The organism is Clostridium prolinivorans (assembly GCF_004011155.1).
In the GTDB taxonomy this organism is placed as follows: Bacteria; Bacillota; Clostridia; order Clostridiales; family Clostridiaceae; genus Clostridium_AT; species Clostridium_AT prolinivorans.
Window position 1 is genome coordinate 78505 of record NZ_RJWG01000006.1, and the last position, 21925, is coordinate 100429.

Sequence of the window (21925 nt, forward strand, 5' to 3'; positions counted from 1 at the left end):
AGCTGTGCATAAATTAAAATATTTTTTATGCACAGCTTTTATTTACAAAATTATATAAATATTAATTTTGTTTTACTTTTATTTAATTAAATTTTTATTTTAGTTCTCCATTTTCAATTTTTTCTATAACTTCTTTAAATTGTGGAAGATGTTTTTTATGTGCTATAAGCATTTCATTTAATAATGTTCTTGCAATTTTTCCACTAGGAATTAATGGATTAATTGTAAAAGCTTGAAGTGCCTTGCCATAATCACCTGTAACTGCGGCTTCAATAGTAACTTCTTCCATAGCTTTCATAAGTTGAACCATTCCTCGCATAGCTGGTTTAAATTTACCAAATGTAATTGGTTTTGGACCAGATGCAGTAATTATACTGCTTACTTCTACTACGCAGTCATATGGTAAATCAGCTAATGCACCATTATTTCTTGTGCTAACTACCATATCAGTTCTTTTATCATTAAAAATTGAACATATTAATTCACAAGCAGCATCAGAATAATGAGCTCCTCCACGTTTAGATAGCTGCTCAGGTTTTACTTTTAAATCTGGATTTTTATATAATTCAAATAGTTCTTCCTCTAATTTCTTTACTGTTTCAGCACGAGTTTGATTTTTTTCAAATTCTTTTAATTCTTCCTTTAACATATCATCAGTTAAATAATAATATCTATGATAGCCGCATGGAAGCATTCCAAGGTCTTTAATCTGTTCTTCAAAGAATGGTTCAAAATGAATATTTTCTAATTCACTTTCTTTCATTGAAAACATTTTCTCCATAACTATTGGAGTTAAATCGGTTCCATCTTTATCATAAATTTTATGCCAATGATGATGATTAAGCCCTGCATATTGAAAGTATAATTCATCAGGATTTTTCCCAATTAAACTTGATTCTCGAATATTATGTCCTATAGGAACATTGCAAAGTCCAACTACTTTTTCAAAATTACCATATTTTAATACTGCTTCAGTTACCATTCCTGATGGATTTGTAAAATTTACAAGCCATGCATTAGGACATAAATTCTTTCATGTCTTTAACTATATCTAAAATTACAGGTATAGTTCTAAATGCTTTAAATATTCCTCCAGCACCATTTGTTTCTTGTCCCAATATTCCATGACTTAAAGGAATTCTTTCATCTTTTATTCTTGCATCTAAAAGTCCAACACGAAATTGTGTAGTTACAAAATCTGCATTTTCTAAAGCTGCTCTTCTATCGAGTGTTAAATGTATTTCCCAATCTAATCCTGCATTTTCAACCATACGTTTAGCAAGATTACCTACAATTTCAAGCTTTTCCTTTCCTTCTTCAATATCTACAAGCCAAATTTCTTTTATTGGAAATTGATCCTTCCTTAAAATAAAGCCTTCGATTAATTCAGGAGTATAGCTTGAACCTCCTCCAATAGTAGCAATTTTAATTCCTTTTTTCCCCATAGTAACCTCCTACAAATAAATTTTTAGTATATAAAAATTATTACATTTATATACTAAAAAATTTTTTAATAAGGTATATATAATTAATTATTTCTACCTTACAATAACAATTATATATCCACAAAAAAAGTATCTCAATCACAATAACTTCAAACTGTATTGGCACAGTTTAAATAGTGCAAATTATAATGTATTGTAAAAATTTTTAATATGATTATAATTTATTTATATAAATAAATTATTTTTAAAATTATTAATTAAAACAAAGCGAGGTAAATAAAAATGAAATTTAAATCATGGAACTTTAATTTAATATTAGCTATAATTTTCTTATTTATTGCTCTAACAAGATTTTTAGTTAAAGATACTATTGGAGTGATAATATTTATATTTATAGCAATATTATTTTTTATTACAAGTTTTACTAATAATAAAATTCAAAAATAACAATTAAAATTTTTTATATTTTTCAATCTCTTTAATAATAATTTGTAATCCTTTATCTATATCTTCTATTTTTGAATTAGCAATACTTAACCTTATTCCTTTTTTATAAAAAGATTCATTTAAAAAAAATCTATTTCCTAAAGTTACAATTACATTTTGTTTTTTTAGATTTTCTACAAATATATATTCATTTATATAATCAGGCAAATAAATATAAGAATAAAATCCATTTTTACCACCTGTACAATTAATACCACATTTTTTTAATATAGAAAAATAATTTGCTAAATATTTTTGCTTTTCTTCAAGTTCTTTTTTAACAGCTAATACATGCTTTTTTAAAATATTACTTCTTATATAAATTTCTAGTGTTGCCTGAGATATTAAAGATGCTGAAAAATAAGAATAATAATAAGAAACATGACTATATTCTTTAAATAAATTTATCATATTATCAGGAATAACTATTAACCCTATTCTTATCCATGGTAATATTTTAGAAAAGCTTTTTAAATAAAAATGATGCAAACGATCTGAATAAGTAAATATGGGATCGTATTTATTATCAGAAGAAATATCTGCAAAATAATCATCTTCAACAATATAAACGTCATATTTGCTTGCAAGCTTTGCTATCTTTTGTCTTTGATATTTATTATAATTAACACCTAATGGACTATGGTTACGGGGTACAGTATAAAAAAACTTAATATTTTCATTTTTGAAAAGGTATTCTAACTTATCTAAATCTATTCCGTTTTTATCTCTTTCTATTCCTATAACTTTTGCTCCTATAAATTTTAAAAAATTTATGAAATGACTATAAGTAGGCTGCTCTATTAAAATTAAATCTTTACCATTTGGGAACGGCATTTGTGTTAATATACTTAAAGCCTGCTGAATTCCTAAATTTACAAATATATTATCAGGGGAAGTAAATACTTGAAAATCTGCTAAATATTTAGGCAATATATTGCGTAAAGAATCCACTCCATATTCTGTATTATTTAATGAATTATTTTTATAAATATCAACGGCTCTATCAAGACAATGCTTAAGATCTGGAGTATTCATATTGCCGATAATAGGATTGCCACTACGAAAATCTATTGTTTTAAAATCATTTTCTATATTATTATTTATAATTTTTTCAACTATATAATATCCACTTTGTGGTATTGAATAAATTATATGATTATTTTTTAAAACTTCATAAGCTTTAACAACAGTGTTTTTAGAACATTTATATTTATCGCTTAATTCTCTTACTGAAGGTAATTTTTTACCAGGTTTATATATTCCTTTTACTATATCTTTTTTTATTTCATCAATTATTTTTTCATACATAGTTCTATCCCCTAGTTTTTATTTTAAATAATTTATTAAATAAACTGTAAACTAACTTTAAGTATACAATTTTAGTATGAAAATAAACCTTTCCTGCTTAAAATTTTTTATTGTATAAAAATCTTATAATAAATTCTTAATAAAAATAATTTTTATTACAATTACAATTATATATTATGAAATATAAACATACACAAAAAAAGTAAAAAAATATCTATAAGAAACATTTAATAACTTTAAATTTCTTAAACATATTTTTTTACTTTTTATATAATGATTATCTCACAAAAATTATTTTTTCTTAGAATTAACCACTATATTTTTAAATAAATCAATAATAAATATACTACTCATTGTGTAATGGAAATTTATTTACAATTTATTGTGGTTTAATAGTATAATTTATATGGTTTGTAATTATCTGCTTAATCTTTTTATAAATTCATTAACATCTTTTATAGATAATATTTCATTTTTAGATAAAGCTCTATCTACTGTTTGTGTATTCAATTTTACTTTAATATTTACAGGCTGTGGTCCACCATTTTTCTCTAGTTCTTTTAAAAATAAATTATATTTTTCTTGCTCTGATCCGTTAAAACCACAGTCTTCATAAGTAATAAAATTAGATGCTGCTGTATATTTTATATTAAAATTATCACTACTTCCATTAACATTTAATTTAAACAACTTCATTTTAAACTCTCTCCTTCTATAATACTTAATTATATTTAGTAATACTTAATTATATTTAGTGTACTAAATAATTTGAATAAATATATTTAGTTCTATTTTGACATACATTAAATAATAATTTTATAAATTTTAGTCTTTTAAACACTCTAAAATTGTATTAATTCTTTATCTATTTTTTATTAAAAATTTTAAATTTAAATATTAACCCAATATTTTATAAAATATTGGGTTAATATCATAAATTTTATAATTATATTAAAGTTTTTATTATTGTTTTTATTATTCTGCTGATCCTTCTTGTTCTATTTTTAAGTTAATTGCATCTTGTTTCTTAAAGAATGGGAAATATGCTATTGTAGACCAAGCCATTATTATAATTTGCCATAATGCACCTTTCCAACCTTGAAGAATAAATCCTGATATTATTGGTGGAGTTGTCCAAGGTACTGTTACAGCTGAAAATGGATGTAAAAATCCTATTTTCATGGCAAAATATGTTGCTATAGCTGATACAAGTGGAACTAATACAAATGGTATAAACATAAAAGGGTTCATTACTATAGGAAATCCAAATGTAACTGGTTCATTTATATTAAATATACCCGGCCATATAGCTAATTTTCCTAAAGTTTTTGACTGAGAAGATTTTCCTGCTAAAATCATTGCAATTACAAGCCCTATAGTAAGTCCAGATCCTGTAACTGTAACAAATAATGATTGAAATTGTTCAGTAATAATATGTGCTCCATTTTCTAAAGTTAATGCCTTTCCACTATCAAGTATAGCTTGATTAGCAAGCATATTTGCTTGATATATAGGAGTCATAACTCCACCTACAATTGTAGCTCCGTGTACACCAAACCACCATAAGAATGGAATTAATGCACCCATAATAAATACTCCAAACAATGAATCTGTAACGCCTTGTAGAGGTGTTTGTAATACCTTAAATATCCATTCTGCAAAAGTAGTCTTAAATACAACTGAGAAGAATATATTTATAATTAATAATGCTGTAAATATTACTAATGCTGGTATAAGAGCAATAAATTGATTTGCAACACCTTGTGGAACTCCTTCAGGCATTTTAATTGTAATTTTTTTAGTTAAGAATAAGGAGTATACATAACCAACAAGTAATCCCAAAATTATAGAAAGTACCATTCCTTGTCCACCAAGCCAGCTTGCAGGTAAAACACCACTTACAGTAATTGGCTTGTTATCTGCTCCTATTGCAGTAACTGTTCCTGGAATAACAATTGCCAATGAACATAAAGCAATTACTGCTGCAGGTAAACCTTCATGTCCCTCATTTTTTGTATAAGTATAAGCTATACCCATAACAGCTGCTAAAGCCATAAGTGCAAATGAACCATTGTAAATTTTTAGTAATGGTGCTGTCCAATTTTGTCCGAAAATACTTGCCATCCAATCATTAAATGGTTGATAAGGTATTTGCGCCAAAAGTAAGAATATTGATCCTACTAAGCTTAAAGGCATTGTGTATAGTATACCATCTTTCAAAGCAATAATTGCTTTTGTATTAACAAATCGCATTATGGCAGGTACTAATTTATCTGTTAATTTTGTTTGTTCTGACATATTTACAGGCCTCCTTAAAATTTATTGTAAATTTTTATTTTACTTAATTTATTACTGTATTAAATATTTTCTCCTCTTTCTTTAATAACCTTTTTATACCAATAACCAGATAATTTTATCTTTCTTTTTAAATTATTTTTATGATCTACATAAATAAATCCATATTGTTTTTTGTATCCATTTAACCAGCTTAGTAAATCAATTGCTGACCAAGCATAATAGCCTTTAATATTTATGCCTTCTTTAATAGCATTCTTAACAGCTCTTAAATGAGTTTCTATATATTTTATTCTAGGTACATCAACTATCTCACCATCAATAATAGGATCTTCGTCTCCTAATCCATTTTCTGTAATATATATTTTTATGTCTCCATAATCTTTTTTCAACATTTTTAAACCTTCAAGAAAAGCATCTGGAGCAATCTCCCATCCCCATTTAGTGTAAACTTTATCATCAAGCTTAATTGTTTTATAAAATCCATCAAAAGATGCATTTCCTGGTGCTCCAGTAAAATTTTCTCTAGTTTTTTGTGTATTTTCATCTTCTTTATGATTTTTTATAACTCTTTGAGGCTGATAATAATTTAATCCAATAAAATCATTATTTACAGCAGAACTCTTAATAATATTTAATTCTTCATCTGTCCAATCAGGAGTCCATCCTTTTTCTTTTATTTGTTTAACAACATATTCAGGATATTCTCCTTTAAGTACAGGATCATAAAACCAAGCAATATTATATTGATTAGCATGATATGCTGCAATTTTATTTTCTTCATTATCGTCTGCACTAAAAGCCGGTGAAAATACATGAGTAATACCTATTTCTCCAAATTGTCTTAAATTTTTATAATTTTGTACAGCTTTTGCATGTGCAAGTAATACATTATGTGTTGCTTCAAAGTATTTTTTTACATCATATTTTATTCCTGGTGGATGAGCCCCTGCTATATACCCTAATGAAGTAAATACTATTGTTTCATTAAAAGTAATCCAATGTTTAACTCTATCTCCAAAAGCGTTAAAACATACATTGGCATATTTTACAAATGCATCTACGGTTCTTTTATTGGTCCACCCTCCACATTCTTCTAAAACTTGTGGTAAATCCCAATGATATAATGTAACAAAAGGAACAATTCCATATTTTAAACATTCATCTATTAAATTGTTATAAAACTCTATTCCTTTTTCATTGACTTTTCCATCTCCATCTGGAATTATCCTTGGCCATGAAATTGAAAATCTATACGATTCCAATCCTATTTGAGCCATTAATTTAATATCTTCTTTATATCTGTGGTAATGATCTACAGATACATCTCCATTTGTATTTTCATATGTTTTGCCAGGTATTTTTGAAAATACATCCCAATTAGAAATACCTTTTCCATCTTCATTCCATGCACCTTCCACTTGATAAGAAGCTGAAGCTGCTCCAAATAAAAAATCGTGTGGAAACTTCATTCAATCAACTCCCTGTATTTATAACTCTTATATTAATTTTAATTTGAATTATTATTATATTTTATATATAATTTATATTGAGTACCTCATTTGTTTATTTTTATAAGTATTTGCCTAAACACTTTTAGTATTAGCACATGGGGTACTCATATTATTTTCCTGCTAATTTTAATGCTAAATTTAAAACTTTTTCCCCATTCATCATTCCATAATCTACCATAGGTATTACTTCTACTGGTATTCCTTTTTCTCCACATATTTTCTTTGCCTTTGGTAATGTATACCCAACTTGTGGTCCAAGAAGTACGACATCTACACCATCTAAACTTTTAGCCATAGCATTTTCTGGCAATGCATCAATATCTGCCTCAATTCCTTTCTCTTGAGCAGCTTTTTTCATTTTGTTTACTAATACACTAGTAGACATTCCTGCAGCACAAAATAATCTAATTTTTATCATAAAAAACTCCTCCTTTAAATAATTAAATAATATTTTAATTTTTAAATTATTTATTACATTAATTATTGATTTTAATATTTTACTTAAATTTAAAATTATTAATTATATCTAGTTGTTAATTTTAGTTAATATTTGATTAATTGTTTTTTTAAGTTCAATAATTTGTTCAATTAAATTTTTTTCTGTTATAGTTGTCATTAAATGGTCTTGAGAATGAACAAATAAAACTGAAAACTCAATTTTTTCACCGTTAGCTTCTTTTTGAATTAATGATGTTTGAGCATTATGTGCTACTTCAAGTGCTTCTTCAGATTTTTTCATTTCCTCTTCTGCACCAGCATAATCCCCATCATTCACCTTTCTTAAAGCCTCATATGCATGTGTTTTTGCATCTCCAGCATTAATTATAATATTCATAATCATTAATTCCATCTCACTCATTTAAGTCACCTCCTGAATTAGTCTAGTAATTTATTTTTATGTTTTCACTATATTTATTTAGCAAAAACTATGCCAAACACTAAATATTTATTAATTTGTGTTTTATATTTCTGCTTATTTAATACAGCAATTATTATGCCAAAACTCTAATTATTATAATTTTCATTATGATTACTCTAATAATCGCAATGAATTTTATTGAAATTATACTATTTAAGGCTATATAAAAATTGTATTTTAAATTTTTATTTATTAATAATAATTGCATTGTTTTTATAACGTTTACAATGGCTCTGTTGTGTTTAAATATAATTACATTAGTGTTTATATTAATTTGCTGAAAAATCAAAAAAAATAATAGTGTTTATTTTTTTAAACACTGTGATTTTAAACGTTATTAATGTATAATATATATATAATTTTGATTAGTTTGAAAATTCAATTGAAAGGAGGAAAGGCTCTTTGAAAAATAGTGAAATTATATATAATAAGCTTTTAGAACTTAATGATGGTAAAGGAATAGATGCTCAAACATTAGCTTCTATTTTAGGTATGAGCAGAGCTAATGTTAGCCATGAATTAAATAAGCTTTATAAAGAAGGAAAAGTTCAAAAATCTTCTACCCGTCCAGTACTATTTTGGGCTGCAAATAATATACTTTGTAAAAATAAAGAAAGTAAACTTGATCTATTGGTTAAAAATAATATGAGTTTAAGACAAGCTGTAGAGCAAATGAAGGCAGCTATATTATATCCCCCAAAAGGTATTCCTTCTTTAATTTTAGGAGATACAGGTGTTGGTAAATCAATGCTTGCTTCATTAATGTATGAGTATGCCGTAGAAATGAATGTAAGAGAAGAAAATTCACCATTTATAGTTTTTAATTGTGCCGATTACAGCAATAACCCTCAGCTGCTTACTTCTCAGCTTTTTGGCGTAAAAAAAGGAGCTTATACGGGAGCAGAAACGGATAGAATTGGTTTACTTGAAAAAGCTAATGGTGGTATTTTATTCTTAGACGAAGTTCATAGACTCCCTCCTGAAGGACAAGAAATACTTTTTACATTTCTTGATACCGGTTGTTTTAGACGTATGGGAGATTATGAAACTAGAAAATCAGATGTTCTTATTATTTGTGCTACAACTGAAGATCCAAGTTCAGCCTTGCTTAAAACATTCACAAGAAGAATCCCAATGATAATAAAAATTCCATCTTTAAAACAAAGATCATTAGAAGAAAGACTTTATTTAATTAAAAATTTTTTTAAAGTAGAAAGTCAAAAAATAAATAGAGATATATATGTGTCTTTAAACAGTATGAGAGCCCTTTTATCTTATGATTGTCCAAATAATGTAGGTCAGTTAAAAAGTGATATTCAACTTATTTGTGCTAAAGCTTATTCTGAATTTCTTACAAATATCAGATCTGATGTAAGAATACACAGCGGCAGTCTTCCATCTTATATTAGAGAAGGACTTTATAAGGAAAAAGAACATAGAATTTTATGGAACAAATTAGTTGGTGAAGAAATAGAATATTTTAAGTTCTCAAAATCTATGGAATATGACGAAAACTTAGAATCTGAAGATAACGGAATTTATAAAATTATTGAAACAAAACTTGAAAATTTAAAATCTAAAGGTATATCAAATATTGCTATAGAAAATATATTAGAAAAAGATATAACAAAATATTTTGTAAAGCATATCAGTGGAATTTCTGAAGAAATAAACAGGAAAAATTTACTAAGCATTGTTGGCGAAGAAGCTTTAGCATGTATTGATAAGGTTGTATATTATGTAACTTCTCAGTTAAAAAGAAATCTTAGTAATAATACTTATACTGCTTTAGCTCTTCATATAAATACTCTTATAAAAAGAATAAATAGTAATAAAACTATAACTAATCCTCAATTATATAAAATTAAAGAACTATACCCTGAAGAATTTAAGATAGCTGTTAAAGCTAAAGAAATTATTGAAAAATATATACATCATACAATACCTGAAGATGAAGCTGGATATTTAACAATATTTTTATTACCTGAAGAACAGTATAACATTAATAATAAAAATAAAGTTAAAATAATTCTTATAGCTCATGGTGAATCTACTGCAACATCCATGGCAAATGTAGCTAATGAACTTTTGGGAGAAAATTATGTTATAGGTATCAACTCACCAATAGATGAAAGCCCAGTAGTTATTCTTGAAAAAACCAAAAAAATTATATCTGAAGATATTAATAATAGTGGATATCTTTTTCTTGTTGACATGGACTCTTTAACTACTTTTGGTGAAACTATAAGTCAAGAATTTAATGTTCCTGTAAAAGTAATACCTCTTGTTTCAACATTACATGTATTGGAGGCTGCAAGAAAAGCTCTTTTAGGTCTTTCATTAGATGATATTTATAATGAAGTATTGCAAGTAAATTCATATTTTGAAAAAAATAGAATTATTAAAGAAGCTAATACTCATAACTCTAAAGTAGTTATAATAACAGCATGTTTAACTGGACAAGGTGGTTCTTTAGCAATTAAAAGTTTTTTAAATAATAATCTTAAATATGATAAAGATTTATTTGAAATAATTGCTTTAAATTGTTTAGACAGAAATTATTTTAAACAAAAACTAAATGAAATTTTAAAAGAAAAAGAAATTTTATTTATAGTATCTTCTTTCCCAATAGATATAGATATTAAACAATATAATATGTATGATGTACTTAATATGAAAGTTTTAGATTCACTTCAAGAAAGTATAGATATAAAAACTACACTTTTAAAAATGCCTATAATAATACAAGAAAATATTGATAATTTTGATGGAATTGAGCTTTATAATGATATTATAATTTTTTTAAAACGTTTAGAGGAAACCTTATCTTTAAAGTTAAAAGATGAAAGTTTAATTGGTATAATTTTGCATTTAGCTTTTATGTTAAGTAGGTTAAAAAAAGGCGATGCATCAATAGAATATCCTGATAAAGATAGTTATATATCACAAAACAAAGAAATATATTATATAGTTAAAGAAACCTTTTCATTTTTATGTAATAAATATCTTATAAATATATCTGATGATGAAATTTGTTATATAATAAACTTTTTTTCATCTTGATTTTAATATTGTATTTTTTATTCTTTGAATAAATTATAAATAGCCAATAGTAACCTTTTAATAGTTTTACTATTGGCTATTTAATTAGATAAATATAAAGATACTATTATATAAATTTTAAAATCCATCTATATCCCAAAAAGTAAATAATTCTTCATTTTGTATTTTGTTAATATTATTGAAAATTTTAATAAAATCTTTAGTATTTTCTATTTTAATACCTTTAAATTCAAAAGGATTAATAACATTAATCATTAAACCCATTTCTTTAATTACTTCTTCAATTTTTAATTCAGATTTTATAATTTTTGGATAAATTACCTTACACTCCTCTTCACCTTCTAAATAAACTATTTTAGATAATAATTCTTTGAATATACTTTTAGAGTGTAATAATTCTCCAAATTCTCTTATTTTAATAACATTATTGTTTTTTTCAAAATCAATATAAGAAATAATTTTATTATTATCCTCTACAATATAAAAATTTTTAGCCTCATTTTTAACCCAATTTTCCCAATAATATTTTTCATTACGTACTAATGTACCATTAAGTTTTTTAGAATAATTATTATAAATAGAAATAATTTCAGTAATATCAGTTTCAAAATTTATTGGTCTTATTTTAAACTTAAAATTATTGTTTCCTTTTACATTTGATGCATTAAAATATCTTGGTATATTATCCCATCCCAGCCTATTATAATAACCAAATTTATTTTGTGCCGCCCCAAGTATAGAAACATTTATGCCCATATTTTTCATTTTTTCTATAGCTATCTCAAGCAACTTTGTGGACAACCCCTGACTTCTATATTCACTCTTAGTACTTACCTCTCCTATTCCTCCCATTGAAACTTCTTTACTATTTAAATATATTTTTCTATTAAAAATTCTAACTGTACTTGCTATTTTATTATCATCCATACAAACTAATATAGTATCTAAATCTCTCCATGGATCATTATTATAATGATTTACAAAATATTGTCTATATTCTCTACTATATATTCCCTCATTAAAAACATACATACAGTGATCAAACCATTTTTCCAACTCATCATTTTTTAATGTTCTAAATTCTATCATAATATTTATATTTCTCCTCACAGTCTATATAATCTTTATATATATTTAATTAATTCTACTTAAAAATATTTTTATTAATAATTTTATAGTTTATATATTTACTTATTTATTATTTTTTCTAAAAATTCCTTTCCATATAAGATATCTTTTACTTGCTCTTCTCCACTTATTTCTCTTTCAATAGTCAAAGCTCCACTATATCCTATAGATTTAAGCTTGTAAATCAAGGCTTCAAAATTTACTCTACCTTTCCCTAATGGTTTTTCTTCACCTAAATATTTTCCATTAATAGGATATTCGCCATCTTTAGCATGTACTCCTCTAATATATTTGCCTAAAATATCTATGGCATCTATAGGATTTGCTTTGCCATATAAAAGTAGATTAGCTGGATCTAAATTAACGCCAATATTGTTTAATTTTGTATCTTCAATTAATCTTTTCAATGTTATTGGAGTTTCTTGTCCCGTTTCAAATAAAAAATATTGATTATTGCTTTCACAATGGTTAGCAACAAATTTTACTGCTTCTAAAACTCCTTTGTAATCTCTATCATTTGGATTTTCTGGTATAAACCCAACATGCGTTACTATATCACTCACACCTAATTGTTTAGCAAAATCTGAACCTTTTATTAATGTTTCCATTCTTGAAAATCTATAAGCTTGCGGTACTAACCCTAAAGTATCTGGTCCACTATAAAAATCCCAAACTTTTGGTCCCTGCCACCCACACCAAAAGGCAGAAATTTCAATATTATTATCAATAGAAGCCTTATTTACTATTTCAACATACTCTTTATTAAACATTTTTTCATCCCAGCAACATAACTGACAAGTATTAAATCCCATATCTTTAGCTTTTTTAAAATCTTCATATACATTTGGGGTAAGATAAACCATTATTCCTAATTTAATATTATTCATAAATACACTCCTTTCATATTCTATATATTTTTTCTGTAACCCATTATCTAAGCTTTATTCAACCTTCTAACAGCCTCTCCTAAATAAAATATTTTTAATCTAATTATTTTTCCCTCTATATTCACTTGGTAAAAATCCAAAATATTTTTTAAAAGCTCTTGTAAAATGTTTAGGATTATTATACCCAACACTTTTTGATACATCATTTATCTTGTTTGTAGGATCGCTTAAAAGTTCTAAAGCTTTTTCCATTCGAACTTTTAAAAGATAATCTGAAAAATTCATACCTGTTTCATCTTTAAAAATTTTGCTAAAATGCGAATAACTTAAAGAAACAATATTAGATGCTACAGCCATATCTATATCTTTGTAGTAATTTTCTTGTACATATTTTTTTATAATGTCAGATATAGAATTGGTTTCATTTCTTTTTTTTAATAAATTAATGAATTCAAATATATGAGTTTTTAAATATATTTTTAAATCACTTAAACTGTTAAAACTATTAAATTCTTTATAATTTTCATTTTGAAAAGATACTTCTTTAGTTGCTGCAATATCATTTATTATATTAATTATTTTTCTATATAGTTTATTTATTTGGTTTATAGATATTTCTTTTATTTTTTCTTTACTAAACAATATTTCAATTAAATTGCTAATTTGAACAGTATCATAATTAAGTATAAATTCTTTAATTTTGTTAAGTTCACTTGAAAAATTATACTTATCATTCTTTTGACTTATTTCATATACATTTGATTTAAAATTAATTTTATTTCCATATCTAAGCTTCTGAAGGCTTATATACTTTTCAACATACTCAATTTCGTCTTTAACCGTAGAATATTGAGAATCTCTATTTATATTATATCTAAGCATTTTACCAAAATTAGCAATTGAATCTGCTATTTCATAGTTGCCTTCTAATTCTAACTTCATTCTAAATATATCTATGGTATTATATATAAAATGTGGATTTATTTGATATTGTAAAGCAATTAATTGGGCATCTTTTTGTGCTGTCTCTTTTTTTACAATATCATTAATTAATGTATTAATTTTTTCTATTAATATATTGAAATTTTCTGATATCTTCCCAACTTCATCTCTATGAACTATAGGTATTTTTATATTAAAATTCCCTTGTGCAACAACTTCCATAACCTTTACAATTTGATTAAGTCTTGAAAACAACATTTTTAATATAAAATACGTAACTATTGCTAATATTATGCTTCCTATAATTATAGCTAAAATATTATATCCACTAGTTTTTAAAGTTTCCTGTGCTAATCCATTTACAAAAGTTTTACTTATAATTTTAAGGTTTAGAGAATTAATTGTTTCATAACTATATAATTTATTATTGTAAAAATAATCTCCCTTTTCTTTATTATTTATTTCTTCATTATGAAGTCTAATATATTTTTGTGTATCATCATCATCATTAGGATAAATAATATTATTACCCTTAACTACAAAAATTTTCCTGTTTTCCATTTCTGTGTTTATATTAGAAAAAATATCTTCTTCAAGAATATCTATTGTTAAAACTCCAAGGTACTTACCATTAACACTTTTAATTTTTTTTGCCATTTTTAAAACTTTAGAATTGGTTTCATTAGATGCCATATTAAAATCAAATTTATTACTTTTTGCTGGATATATCCATATTTCATCTTCATTACTTTTTTTAAAATTTTTAAGCCATTCTTCATCTTTTATTCTTTCTTCTTTTAAGAAATTATTATATTCAGGAATTGTATTATTAACAAAATAAACAGATATTTGATAAATATTAGCTCCATTAAAATTTAATGCATATTCTATAGGCATTGCTATTGAATTAATATAATAATTTAATTCCTCTGGTGTAAATTCCATACCATAATAAAGTAAGTTTTGTACTTTACTATTAAAAGCTATGTTATCAGCAACTCCTTCTATTATTACCATTTTTCTTTTTATATCTTCTTTTATTTGAAAAAGCATTTGATGAGAATTTTGCGATACTTCTTTTTTCATATTATTCATATATTGAAAATAAGTATAAATTCCCATTATTATAGCAGGAATAAAAATAGCAATAGTATATACTAATGACAATTTGTTAAGTAGATTCATTTCAGAAAAATATTTATATATTTTATTACACATATTAGTAATTTTTTTCATATGTTCCCCTCCGTAATAAATCTACTTAACATTTCCTGGATAACTGAATTCTTTACCTATTTTCTTTTTTTGTGCTTTAAATTTAGCGTTTGATAAATCATATACTCTTTGATAACCAATTTTATTAATATATTTAATTGATTCATTATATATATTTTCAACATCTTTTTCAGATTTAGCTAATATCATTTTTCTTGATTGATTTTCCCAATAATCATTAATTTTTTGAAGTATGCCAGCTTCGGGACTTCCTTCCTCTGGTAAAATCCCCATAGTTTCAGGTGTATGTATTGCATACTTTGAAAAATAATTTACTATATTTTTATAGTTTTTTTCTTCTTCTGGCAAATATTTAGTATTAATAGTTTTTTCATAAAACAATTGCTGCTTTAAAGGCCAAAAATCATTAATCCCATATACTTTTTTAGCCATTTCAGTATCTTCTTTTTTCATTGTTAAATATTCATTTGTATATTTAACTTTACCATCTACTATTATAAACTGCAAAATTAACTGTACCTGAAATTTTAGTTGGATCTATTTTGTTTACTGCATTAGTTGAATTTTGAGCATTTTCATTAGATGATTTTTTATTTGAGCATCCAGCAAATACCGAAGTACTCATTACTAATGTAAGAGCCACCGCAATTTTTGAAAGTTTATTCATTTTTATTCCCCCTATCTTTTCTTTTTTATTAATACGTTTTCATTATATACTCATATAAAATTATTTTGGGGCTCATTTTTTACGATTTGGTATCCTTTTTTATGATTACAAAAAATAACTATACTTATATTTGAAGCTATAACAGCAACAATAAGTATAGTTATTTTTAAAATTTCTATTAAATTTTAGGAACCTTAAAATAAAATTTAACTCCTGCTTTAGTATTTAACACTCCAAAAGGATAATTATGATGTAAAAGAATATTTTTTACTATGGATAATCCTATACCTGTTCCTCCTATTTTTCTATTTCTAGATTTATCAATTTTATAGAATTGATCCCATATTTTATCGATTTCTTCTTCATTTATATGTGAGCCTGTATTTTCTATTTCAATAGTTATAAAATCATCTTCATAAAGAGTTCTTACATATATTTTACCATTTTCATTAACATGTCTTATAGCATTGGTAATAAAATTTGTTAAAACCTGCTCTAATCTATTCCAATCTGCAAATACTTTTACTTCACTATAAAGATTTACTTCTAATGAAACATTCTTTTCTTTTATTAAGTTTTCATACTTCTTTAATGTTATTTTTATTAAAGGTATAATATTAAATTCTTCCCTTGTAAGCTTGAAACTTCCTGACTCAAGATATGATAAATCAAGCATATCAGAAACTAAATTTCCCATTTTTTCAGCTTCATCTATTATTATATCAAGATAATAATCCTTATCCTCATTCTCAAAAATATTATCTTTTAAGCCTACTGCATATCCATCTATTAAGCTTATAGGTGTTTTTAATTCATGCGATACTGCCGCAACAAAATCTCTTCTCATTTTTTCTAGTTTTCTTTCTTTTTCTATATCTTCTTCAAGTTTGGCATTAGCTTTTTTTAAAGAAGTAAGAGCATTATCAAGATTTTCTGACAAAAAATTTAAAGATGCTGCTACATTACCTATTTCATCATTGCTTTTTACTTCACATTTTTCCGAAAAATCTAAATTTGCAAGTTTTGTAGCTACTTTATTTATTTTAACAAGAGGTTTAGCTATCATATTTGAATATATAAAAGATAATAATATTATGAAAAAAACTGCTCCTATGCAAAAATATAAATATAATCTTTCAATAACTGATACCGCTTCATTTACAGGCTGTAATGAAGTAAGAGCAAAAAATATTTCATCTTTTTCATCATTGCTTGATATATTTATTATATTTTGTGGAGATGATTTATCCCTAGGATTTGAATATACTATTATATTCTTATTTTTTTTATTTAAATTTATTAAATTTTTATCATCTTCAAGCCATATTTTTATAAAATCAGTAAGTTCTCTTGCTCTTCCCATGTTCGCTCTGTTATTAGAAAAGGAAGGTAAAAATTTTAGAATTTTAACTGTATTAGAATTTTGCAATACAATTATCTCTATATTATTTTTTATTTCACATTCCTCAATTAATTCTTTCTGAGTATCTTCATCAGCTTTGTTGTATTCTACTTTTAATTTATTTATTATATCTATTAAATCTGTTTTCTTTTTATAGATATATAATTTTTCAAAAAATAAAGATTGTATTATTAATGTACTTCCTATAAAAATTGCAAAAACAATAGCATTTATTATAAATAATTTTTTTGTTATAGTTATATTTTTCTTATTAAATTTTTTTATTAAATTTATTTTACTCTTCATTTTTAGCCTCAAACCTGTATCCTGTTCCTCTTATAGTAGATATTAAATAAGCTTTATCACCAAGCTTTTCTCTAAGTCTTTTAATGTGGCTGTCTACAGTTCTTAAATCACCTTCAAAATCTAATCCCCAAATAGCATTTAATATTTTCTCACGACTTAAAACTATACCTTTATTAGCCATAAAATAAATTAATAAATCAAACTCTTTAGGTGATAAATATAAATTTTCATCATCTAAAGTAACTTTATGAGATAATTCATCAACATAAAGTCCATCACAAAAATATTCTTTTTTTTCTTGAGGTGTTGAGTTATATACTCTGTTTATAAGAGATTTAACTTTAGCTATTAATATTTTCATGTTAAAAGGCTTTGTAACATAATGATCTGTTCCAAGTTCAAATCCAAGAAGTTTATCTTCATCTTCTCCTTTTGCTGTAAGAAAAATAATAGGCACATTAGAAGTTTTTCTTATTTCTCTACAAACAGTATAGCCATCCATTATTGGCATCATTATATCTAAAATTATAAGATGTATTTTTTCTTTTTTAAATATATTTAATGCCTCTAATCCATTTTCTGCTTGCAAAGTTTCATATCCTTCTTTTTTTAAGTAGGCTTCAATAAGTTTTCGCATTCTTTCTTCATCATCAACAATTAAAATTCTTTCTTTCATATATTTAACCTCTTTTAATTATTTAGTTAATAAACCACATTTAATATATATTATATCAAATGTGGTTTAAATTTCTACTCAAACCTTAAAGCATCTATAGGGTTTAATTTAGAAGCTTTGTTTGCTGGATAAATTCCAAAAACTATTCCTACAATCACTGAAAAAGCAAATGCTGCAATTACTACATTTCCAGAAATTACAATTGTAGTTTCAAAATATTTAAGTCCAATATATGAACCTAAGTAGCCTATTAAAACTCCTGCTATACCTCCTAAACTGCTTATAGTTGAGGCTTCTATTAGAAATTGCAAAAGTATTACCCTTCTTTTTGCTCCAATTGCTTTTCTAATACCAATTTCTCTAGTCCTTTCAATAACAGATACAAGCATTATGTTCATAATACCAATACCACCAACTATTAAAGATATAGCTGCAATTCCACTTAACATAGCTGTCATACTCTCTGTTGTAGAATTTGCGGTTTCAAGAAGACTAGTTTGATTCATAACTCTGTAGCTTTGTGTATTGTTATTAAATTTTTTATTTAAAAATAATGTTGTATATGCCATAGCCTCTTCAACTTTATCTTTACTTTCTGCTTCAATATAAAATGTTGTTATATTAGAAGTTTTTAAAAGTCTCTTTGCGGTAGATATAGGAAGTATTATTCTATCATCATTTGAGCCATTAGCTGAAGTTCCTTCAGATTTAAGTAATCCTACTATACTAAATTCAATACCATTTACATACATTTTCTTTCCTACTACATTAGTAGTTTTAAATAGATTTTCAGCTGTTTCTGGTCCTATTACAAGTACATTGTATCTATTATCTACGTCCCTTTGAGTTATAAATCTTCCTGCGCTTAAAGTTAGTTTTCTTATTGATGCATAATTAGGTGTAGATGCTTCTAATGTTGTAGTTGTTGATTGGGATCCTGATTTTATATTAACATTTGATGACAAAGATGGAGCAATTTCTTTAATACCAGGTTTACTTTTTAATTCTTCTATTTCTTTATCTGTAATATTAGAATTTCTTTTGCCCATAATATTAACAGTTATAAGATTTGTACCAAGCTTTTCTATTTGTTCTGTAATGTTCTTTTTTGTTCCTTCTCCAATACCAACAAGTATAATTACTGAAGATATACCTATAATTATACCAAGCATAGTTAAAAATGAACGCATTTTATTATTCCAAACAGAAGATAATGCTATTTTTATAAGCTTTGAAAACCTCATGCTATAACCACCTTTTCATTTAAAACATCTGATATAATTTTACCATCCATTACAGTAACTATTCTTTTGGCATTAGCAGCTACTTCTTTGTCATGAGTTATCATAATTATTGTATTGCCTTCTTCATTTAAATCTCTTAACATCTTTAAAACTTCTTTCCCAGTTTTACTATCAAGTGCACCTGTAGGTTCATCGGCTAAAATAATCTGTGGCTCAGTAACCAAAGCTCTTGCTATAGCTACCCTTTGCATTTGTCCTCCTGAAAGCTCTGAAGGCTTATGCTTTATATGACTTAAAAGTCCTACTTTTTCTATAGCTTTTTTAGCTTTTTCTTTAATCTTATTATTGGGATAGCCTAAATATAATAGTGGCAATTCAACATTTTCTAATATATTTAATTTAGGAAGCAAATTATAATTTTGAAATATAAAACCTATTTTTTTATTCCTTATTTCTGCAAGTTTAGAATCACTGCATTTTGTTGTATTTAAACCATCTAATATATACTCTCCACCACTTGGAATGTCTAAACAGCCTATTATATTCATAAGTGTAGACTTACCAGCACCAGAAGGTCCAACTATAGCTACATATTCGCCTTTAAAAATACTTAAATTTATATTATTCAGTGCTTTAAAAGTGTTATTTCCCATTTTATAAAATTTATCAAGATTTGTTATTTTAATTAATTCTTTGCTGCATACACTCTCTTCCAATCTATTTACCCTCCTCTCATTTTTACAAACTAATCTCTTGAAAATCCGCCGCTTGGAGCTCCACCCATAGGCATTCCTCCACTAAATCCTCCCATAGTGTTTCTATTAGTTTTACTACTATTAGTTGTAGTAGTACTTGTTTGAGGAAGGGTTATTATTACCTTTTGGCCTTCTGTAAGTCCCTCTGTTACTTCAATGTAATTTTCATTTTCAAGTCCTGTTTTAATTTCAACTAATTTCCCTGCATTAATAGAAGTTTGCGATGAAGATACTCCACTTTGTCCTGATGATGCATATTGCCTATTTCTTGTCCCTTGAGCATTACTATTTGTATTTGCTGTTTTTTGACTGCTTGTTTCATCTTTTGGTAAATTAGTATTTTCTCCTTGAGGTGCTTGTTTACTTTCTATAGATGTCTTACTTGTTTCATCTTGAGGGTTAGCACTTTGGTTTGGTATAGTAGGGGTTGTACCTGTATTATCTGTACTTTCAACTCTTACAAATTTTTTACCGTTATTTTCTATCAAAGCCTCTGCTGGTATAACTAATGCATTTTCTTTGCTTTCAACTAAAATTGTTACATTTGCATTCATACCAATTTTTATGCCTTCAGGATTTGTTATTCCTACAACTACATCATAAGTAGTAACATTATTAGAAGAAGTCCCTACTTCTGCTATTTGCTCTACACTACCTTCATAACTCTTATCTTCAATAGCATCAAATTTTACCTGTGCTTTTTGTCCTAATTTTACTTTTGTAATATCAAGCTCGTCTACTGCTACTTTAACTTTAATAGAAGACATATCTACTATTGTTAAAACTGCTTTTCCACTTTGAACACTATCACCATTTACATTATTTACTGCAGTAACTACTCCAGATATAGGAGCTGTTACTGTCATTTTGCTTACAGCATTTTTAGCCTCTGTTAATTTATTTTTTGCATCTGTAACTTTAAGTTTAGCTTGTTCTACAGAAGATTTTGCTTTTTCAACATCAAGTTTATATGACTCTATAGATTTAGTATTTTGTCCAGAATTATTTTGATTATTATTTCCTGTATTAGCTTGATTATCTTCTGAAGCTTTTTCTGATGAAGCAGCTGCACTTTGAGCAGCAGCTAATTCATTTTGCGCATTAGTAAGATCACTTTGAGCATTTTTTAAATTAATATTTGCCTCATTTAAATTATTTTGTGCAGTTGTTACAGCACTATTAAGTTCATCACTGTATGAAGTAAAAAGTTTTTGCCCTGCAGTAACTTTATCTCCTACTTTTAAAGTTAATCCCTGCAATGTACCATTATTATTAGGACCTATTTCTTTAGTTGTTGCCGCATAAGCAGAACCTGTTCCTTGTATACTTACTTCTAAATTTCTTTTTGTTGCAGCAGCTGTTATGTACCTAGCAGAAGCTACGGTTGATTTTTCAGGGAAAATAGCTTTATATCCAAAATATCCTCCAAACCCAACTCCAATAACTATTAATCCTGCAATAACAGCCTTTAATGCCTTACTTTTCATTCATTAGCCTCCTTTTAAATTTTTAAATTTCGTAGCAATTTAATATTTTACATTTAACCTCTCTATATAATTTTTAAAAAAATTGAAAAATAATTATTTATAAATAAATTATATAAATCCTATGTTTATGATTTTATTAATTTAAAGTGGCATTAAAGTGTCATT

Annotated in this window: 17 protein-coding genes and 1 pseudogene; 1 reads left to right on the top strand and 17 read right to left on the bottom strand. The window is 25.7% G+C overall.

Annotation, left to right across the window (positions count from 1 at the left end; all coding sequences use genetic code 11):
- Positions 1–94: 94 nt before the first annotated feature.
- The 7 genes and pseudogenes from EGD97_RS07115 to EGD97_RS07145 all read right to left on the bottom strand — a co-directional run bounded on the left by EGD97_RS07115 (position 95) and on the right by EGD97_RS07145 (position 7907).
- A pseudogene (locus EGD97_RS07115) lies at positions 95–1445 on the bottom strand (6-phospho-beta-glucosidase).
- 450 nt (positions 1446–1895) lie between these two features.
- Entirely contained in the window at positions 1896–3239 is a 1344-nt protein-coding gene (locus tag EGD97_RS07120; protein ID WP_078683066.1) for an aminotransferase-like domain-containing protein, read from the bottom strand.
- Between the two features lie 417 nt (positions 3240–3656).
- Positions 3657–3935, bottom strand: a complete 279-nt coding sequence (locus EGD97_RS07125; RefSeq protein WP_078683065.1) for a hypothetical protein — start codon at positions 3933–3935, stop codon at positions 3657–3659.
- Between the two features lie 279 nt (positions 3936–4214).
- Positions 4215–5537 (bottom strand): PTS sugar transporter subunit IIC, encoded by a 1323-nt coding sequence (locus EGD97_RS07130; protein ID WP_127836897.1) that lies wholly within the window; start codon positions 5535–5537, stop codon positions 4215–4217.
- A 59-nt stretch (positions 5538–5596) separates the two neighbouring features.
- On the bottom strand, positions 5597–7006 hold the full coding sequence (locus EGD97_RS07135) for a GH1 family beta-glucosidase (RefSeq protein WP_078683063.1): 1410 nt from the start codon (positions 7004–7006) through the stop codon (positions 5597–5599).
- Positions 7007–7157: 151 nt separating this feature from the next.
- Positions 7158–7466, bottom strand: a complete 309-nt coding sequence (locus tag EGD97_RS07140; protein WP_078683062.1) for a PTS sugar transporter subunit IIB — start codon at positions 7464–7466, stop codon at positions 7158–7160.
- 108 nt (positions 7467–7574) lie between these two features.
- Positions 7575–7907 carry a PTS lactose/cellobiose transporter subunit IIA gene (locus EGD97_RS07145; RefSeq protein WP_078683061.1) on the bottom strand — a complete coding sequence of 111 codons (333 nt, stop codon included), beginning with the start codon at positions 7905–7907 and terminating at the stop codon, positions 7575–7577.
- A 462-nt stretch (positions 7908–8369) separates the two neighbouring features.
- On the opposite strand from EGD97_RS07145, the gene EGD97_RS07150 reads away from it, so the two are divergent.
- Positions 8370–11030: a sigma 54-interacting transcriptional regulator gene (locus EGD97_RS07150; RefSeq protein ID WP_127836898.1), complete on the top strand. Its 2661-nt coding sequence runs from the start codon at positions 8370–8372 to the stop codon at positions 11028–11030.
- 117 nt (positions 11031–11147) lie between these two features.
- On the opposite strand, the gene EGD97_RS07155 is transcribed toward EGD97_RS07150, so the two are convergent.
- From EGD97_RS07155 to EGD97_RS07200, 10 genes are all read right to left on the bottom strand, one after another.
- On the bottom strand, positions 11148–12119 hold the full coding sequence (locus EGD97_RS07155; RefSeq protein WP_127836899.1) for a GNAT family N-acetyltransferase: 972 nt from the start codon (positions 12117–12119) through the stop codon (positions 11148–11150).
- 98 nt (positions 12120–12217) lie between these two features.
- Positions 12218–13045 carry a sugar phosphate isomerase/epimerase family protein gene (locus EGD97_RS07160; RefSeq protein ID WP_228201985.1) on the bottom strand — a complete coding sequence of 276 codons (828 nt, stop codon included), beginning with the start codon at positions 13043–13045 and terminating at the stop codon, positions 12218–12220.
- 99 nt (positions 13046–13144) lie between these two features.
- Complete coding sequence (locus EGD97_RS07165) at positions 13145–15223, bottom strand: helix-turn-helix domain-containing protein (RefSeq protein WP_127836900.1); 2079 nt, start codon at positions 15221–15223, stop codon at positions 13145–13147.
- Between the two features lie 21 nt (positions 15224–15244).
- Positions 15245–15730 (bottom strand): hypothetical protein, encoded by a 486-nt coding sequence (locus EGD97_RS07170; RefSeq protein ID WP_127836901.1) that lies wholly within the window; start codon positions 15728–15730, stop codon positions 15245–15247.
- The gene (locus EGD97_RS07175) at positions 15705–15890 is read right to left on the bottom strand and encodes a hypothetical protein (RefSeq protein WP_127836902.1); all 186 of its coding nucleotides are present in this window, start codon (positions 15888–15890) and stop codon (positions 15705–15707) included. The genes EGD97_RS07170 and EGD97_RS07175 overlap by 26 nt, the downstream gene beginning before the upstream one ends.
- Positions 15891–16068: 178 nt before the next feature.
- Positions 16069–17598 carry a sensor histidine kinase gene (locus EGD97_RS07180; RefSeq protein ID WP_127836903.1) on the bottom strand — a complete coding sequence of 510 codons (1530 nt, stop codon included), beginning with the start codon at positions 17596–17598 and terminating at the stop codon, positions 16069–16071.
- Positions 17588–18274, bottom strand: a complete 687-nt coding sequence (locus EGD97_RS07185) for a response regulator transcription factor (protein ID WP_078682842.1) — start codon at positions 18272–18274, stop codon at positions 17588–17590. The genes EGD97_RS07180 and EGD97_RS07185 overlap by 11 nt, the downstream gene beginning before the upstream one ends.
- A gap of 74 nt (positions 18275–18348) precedes the next feature.
- Positions 18349–19518: an ABC transporter permease gene (locus EGD97_RS07190; RefSeq protein WP_127836904.1), complete on the bottom strand. Its 1170-nt coding sequence runs from the start codon at positions 19516–19518 to the stop codon at positions 18349–18351.
- On the bottom strand, positions 19515–20171 hold the full coding sequence (locus EGD97_RS07195) for an ABC transporter ATP-binding protein (RefSeq protein ID WP_078682859.1): 657 nt from the start codon (positions 20169–20171) through the stop codon (positions 19515–19517). The genes EGD97_RS07190 and EGD97_RS07195 overlap by 4 nt, the downstream gene beginning before the upstream one ends.
- Before the next feature lie 92 nt (positions 20172–20263).
- Positions 20264–21760 carry an efflux RND transporter periplasmic adaptor subunit gene (locus tag EGD97_RS07200; protein ID WP_127836905.1) on the bottom strand — a complete coding sequence of 499 codons (1497 nt, stop codon included), beginning with the start codon at positions 21758–21760 and terminating at the stop codon, positions 20264–20266.
- Between the last annotated feature and the right edge of the window lie 165 nt (positions 21761–21925).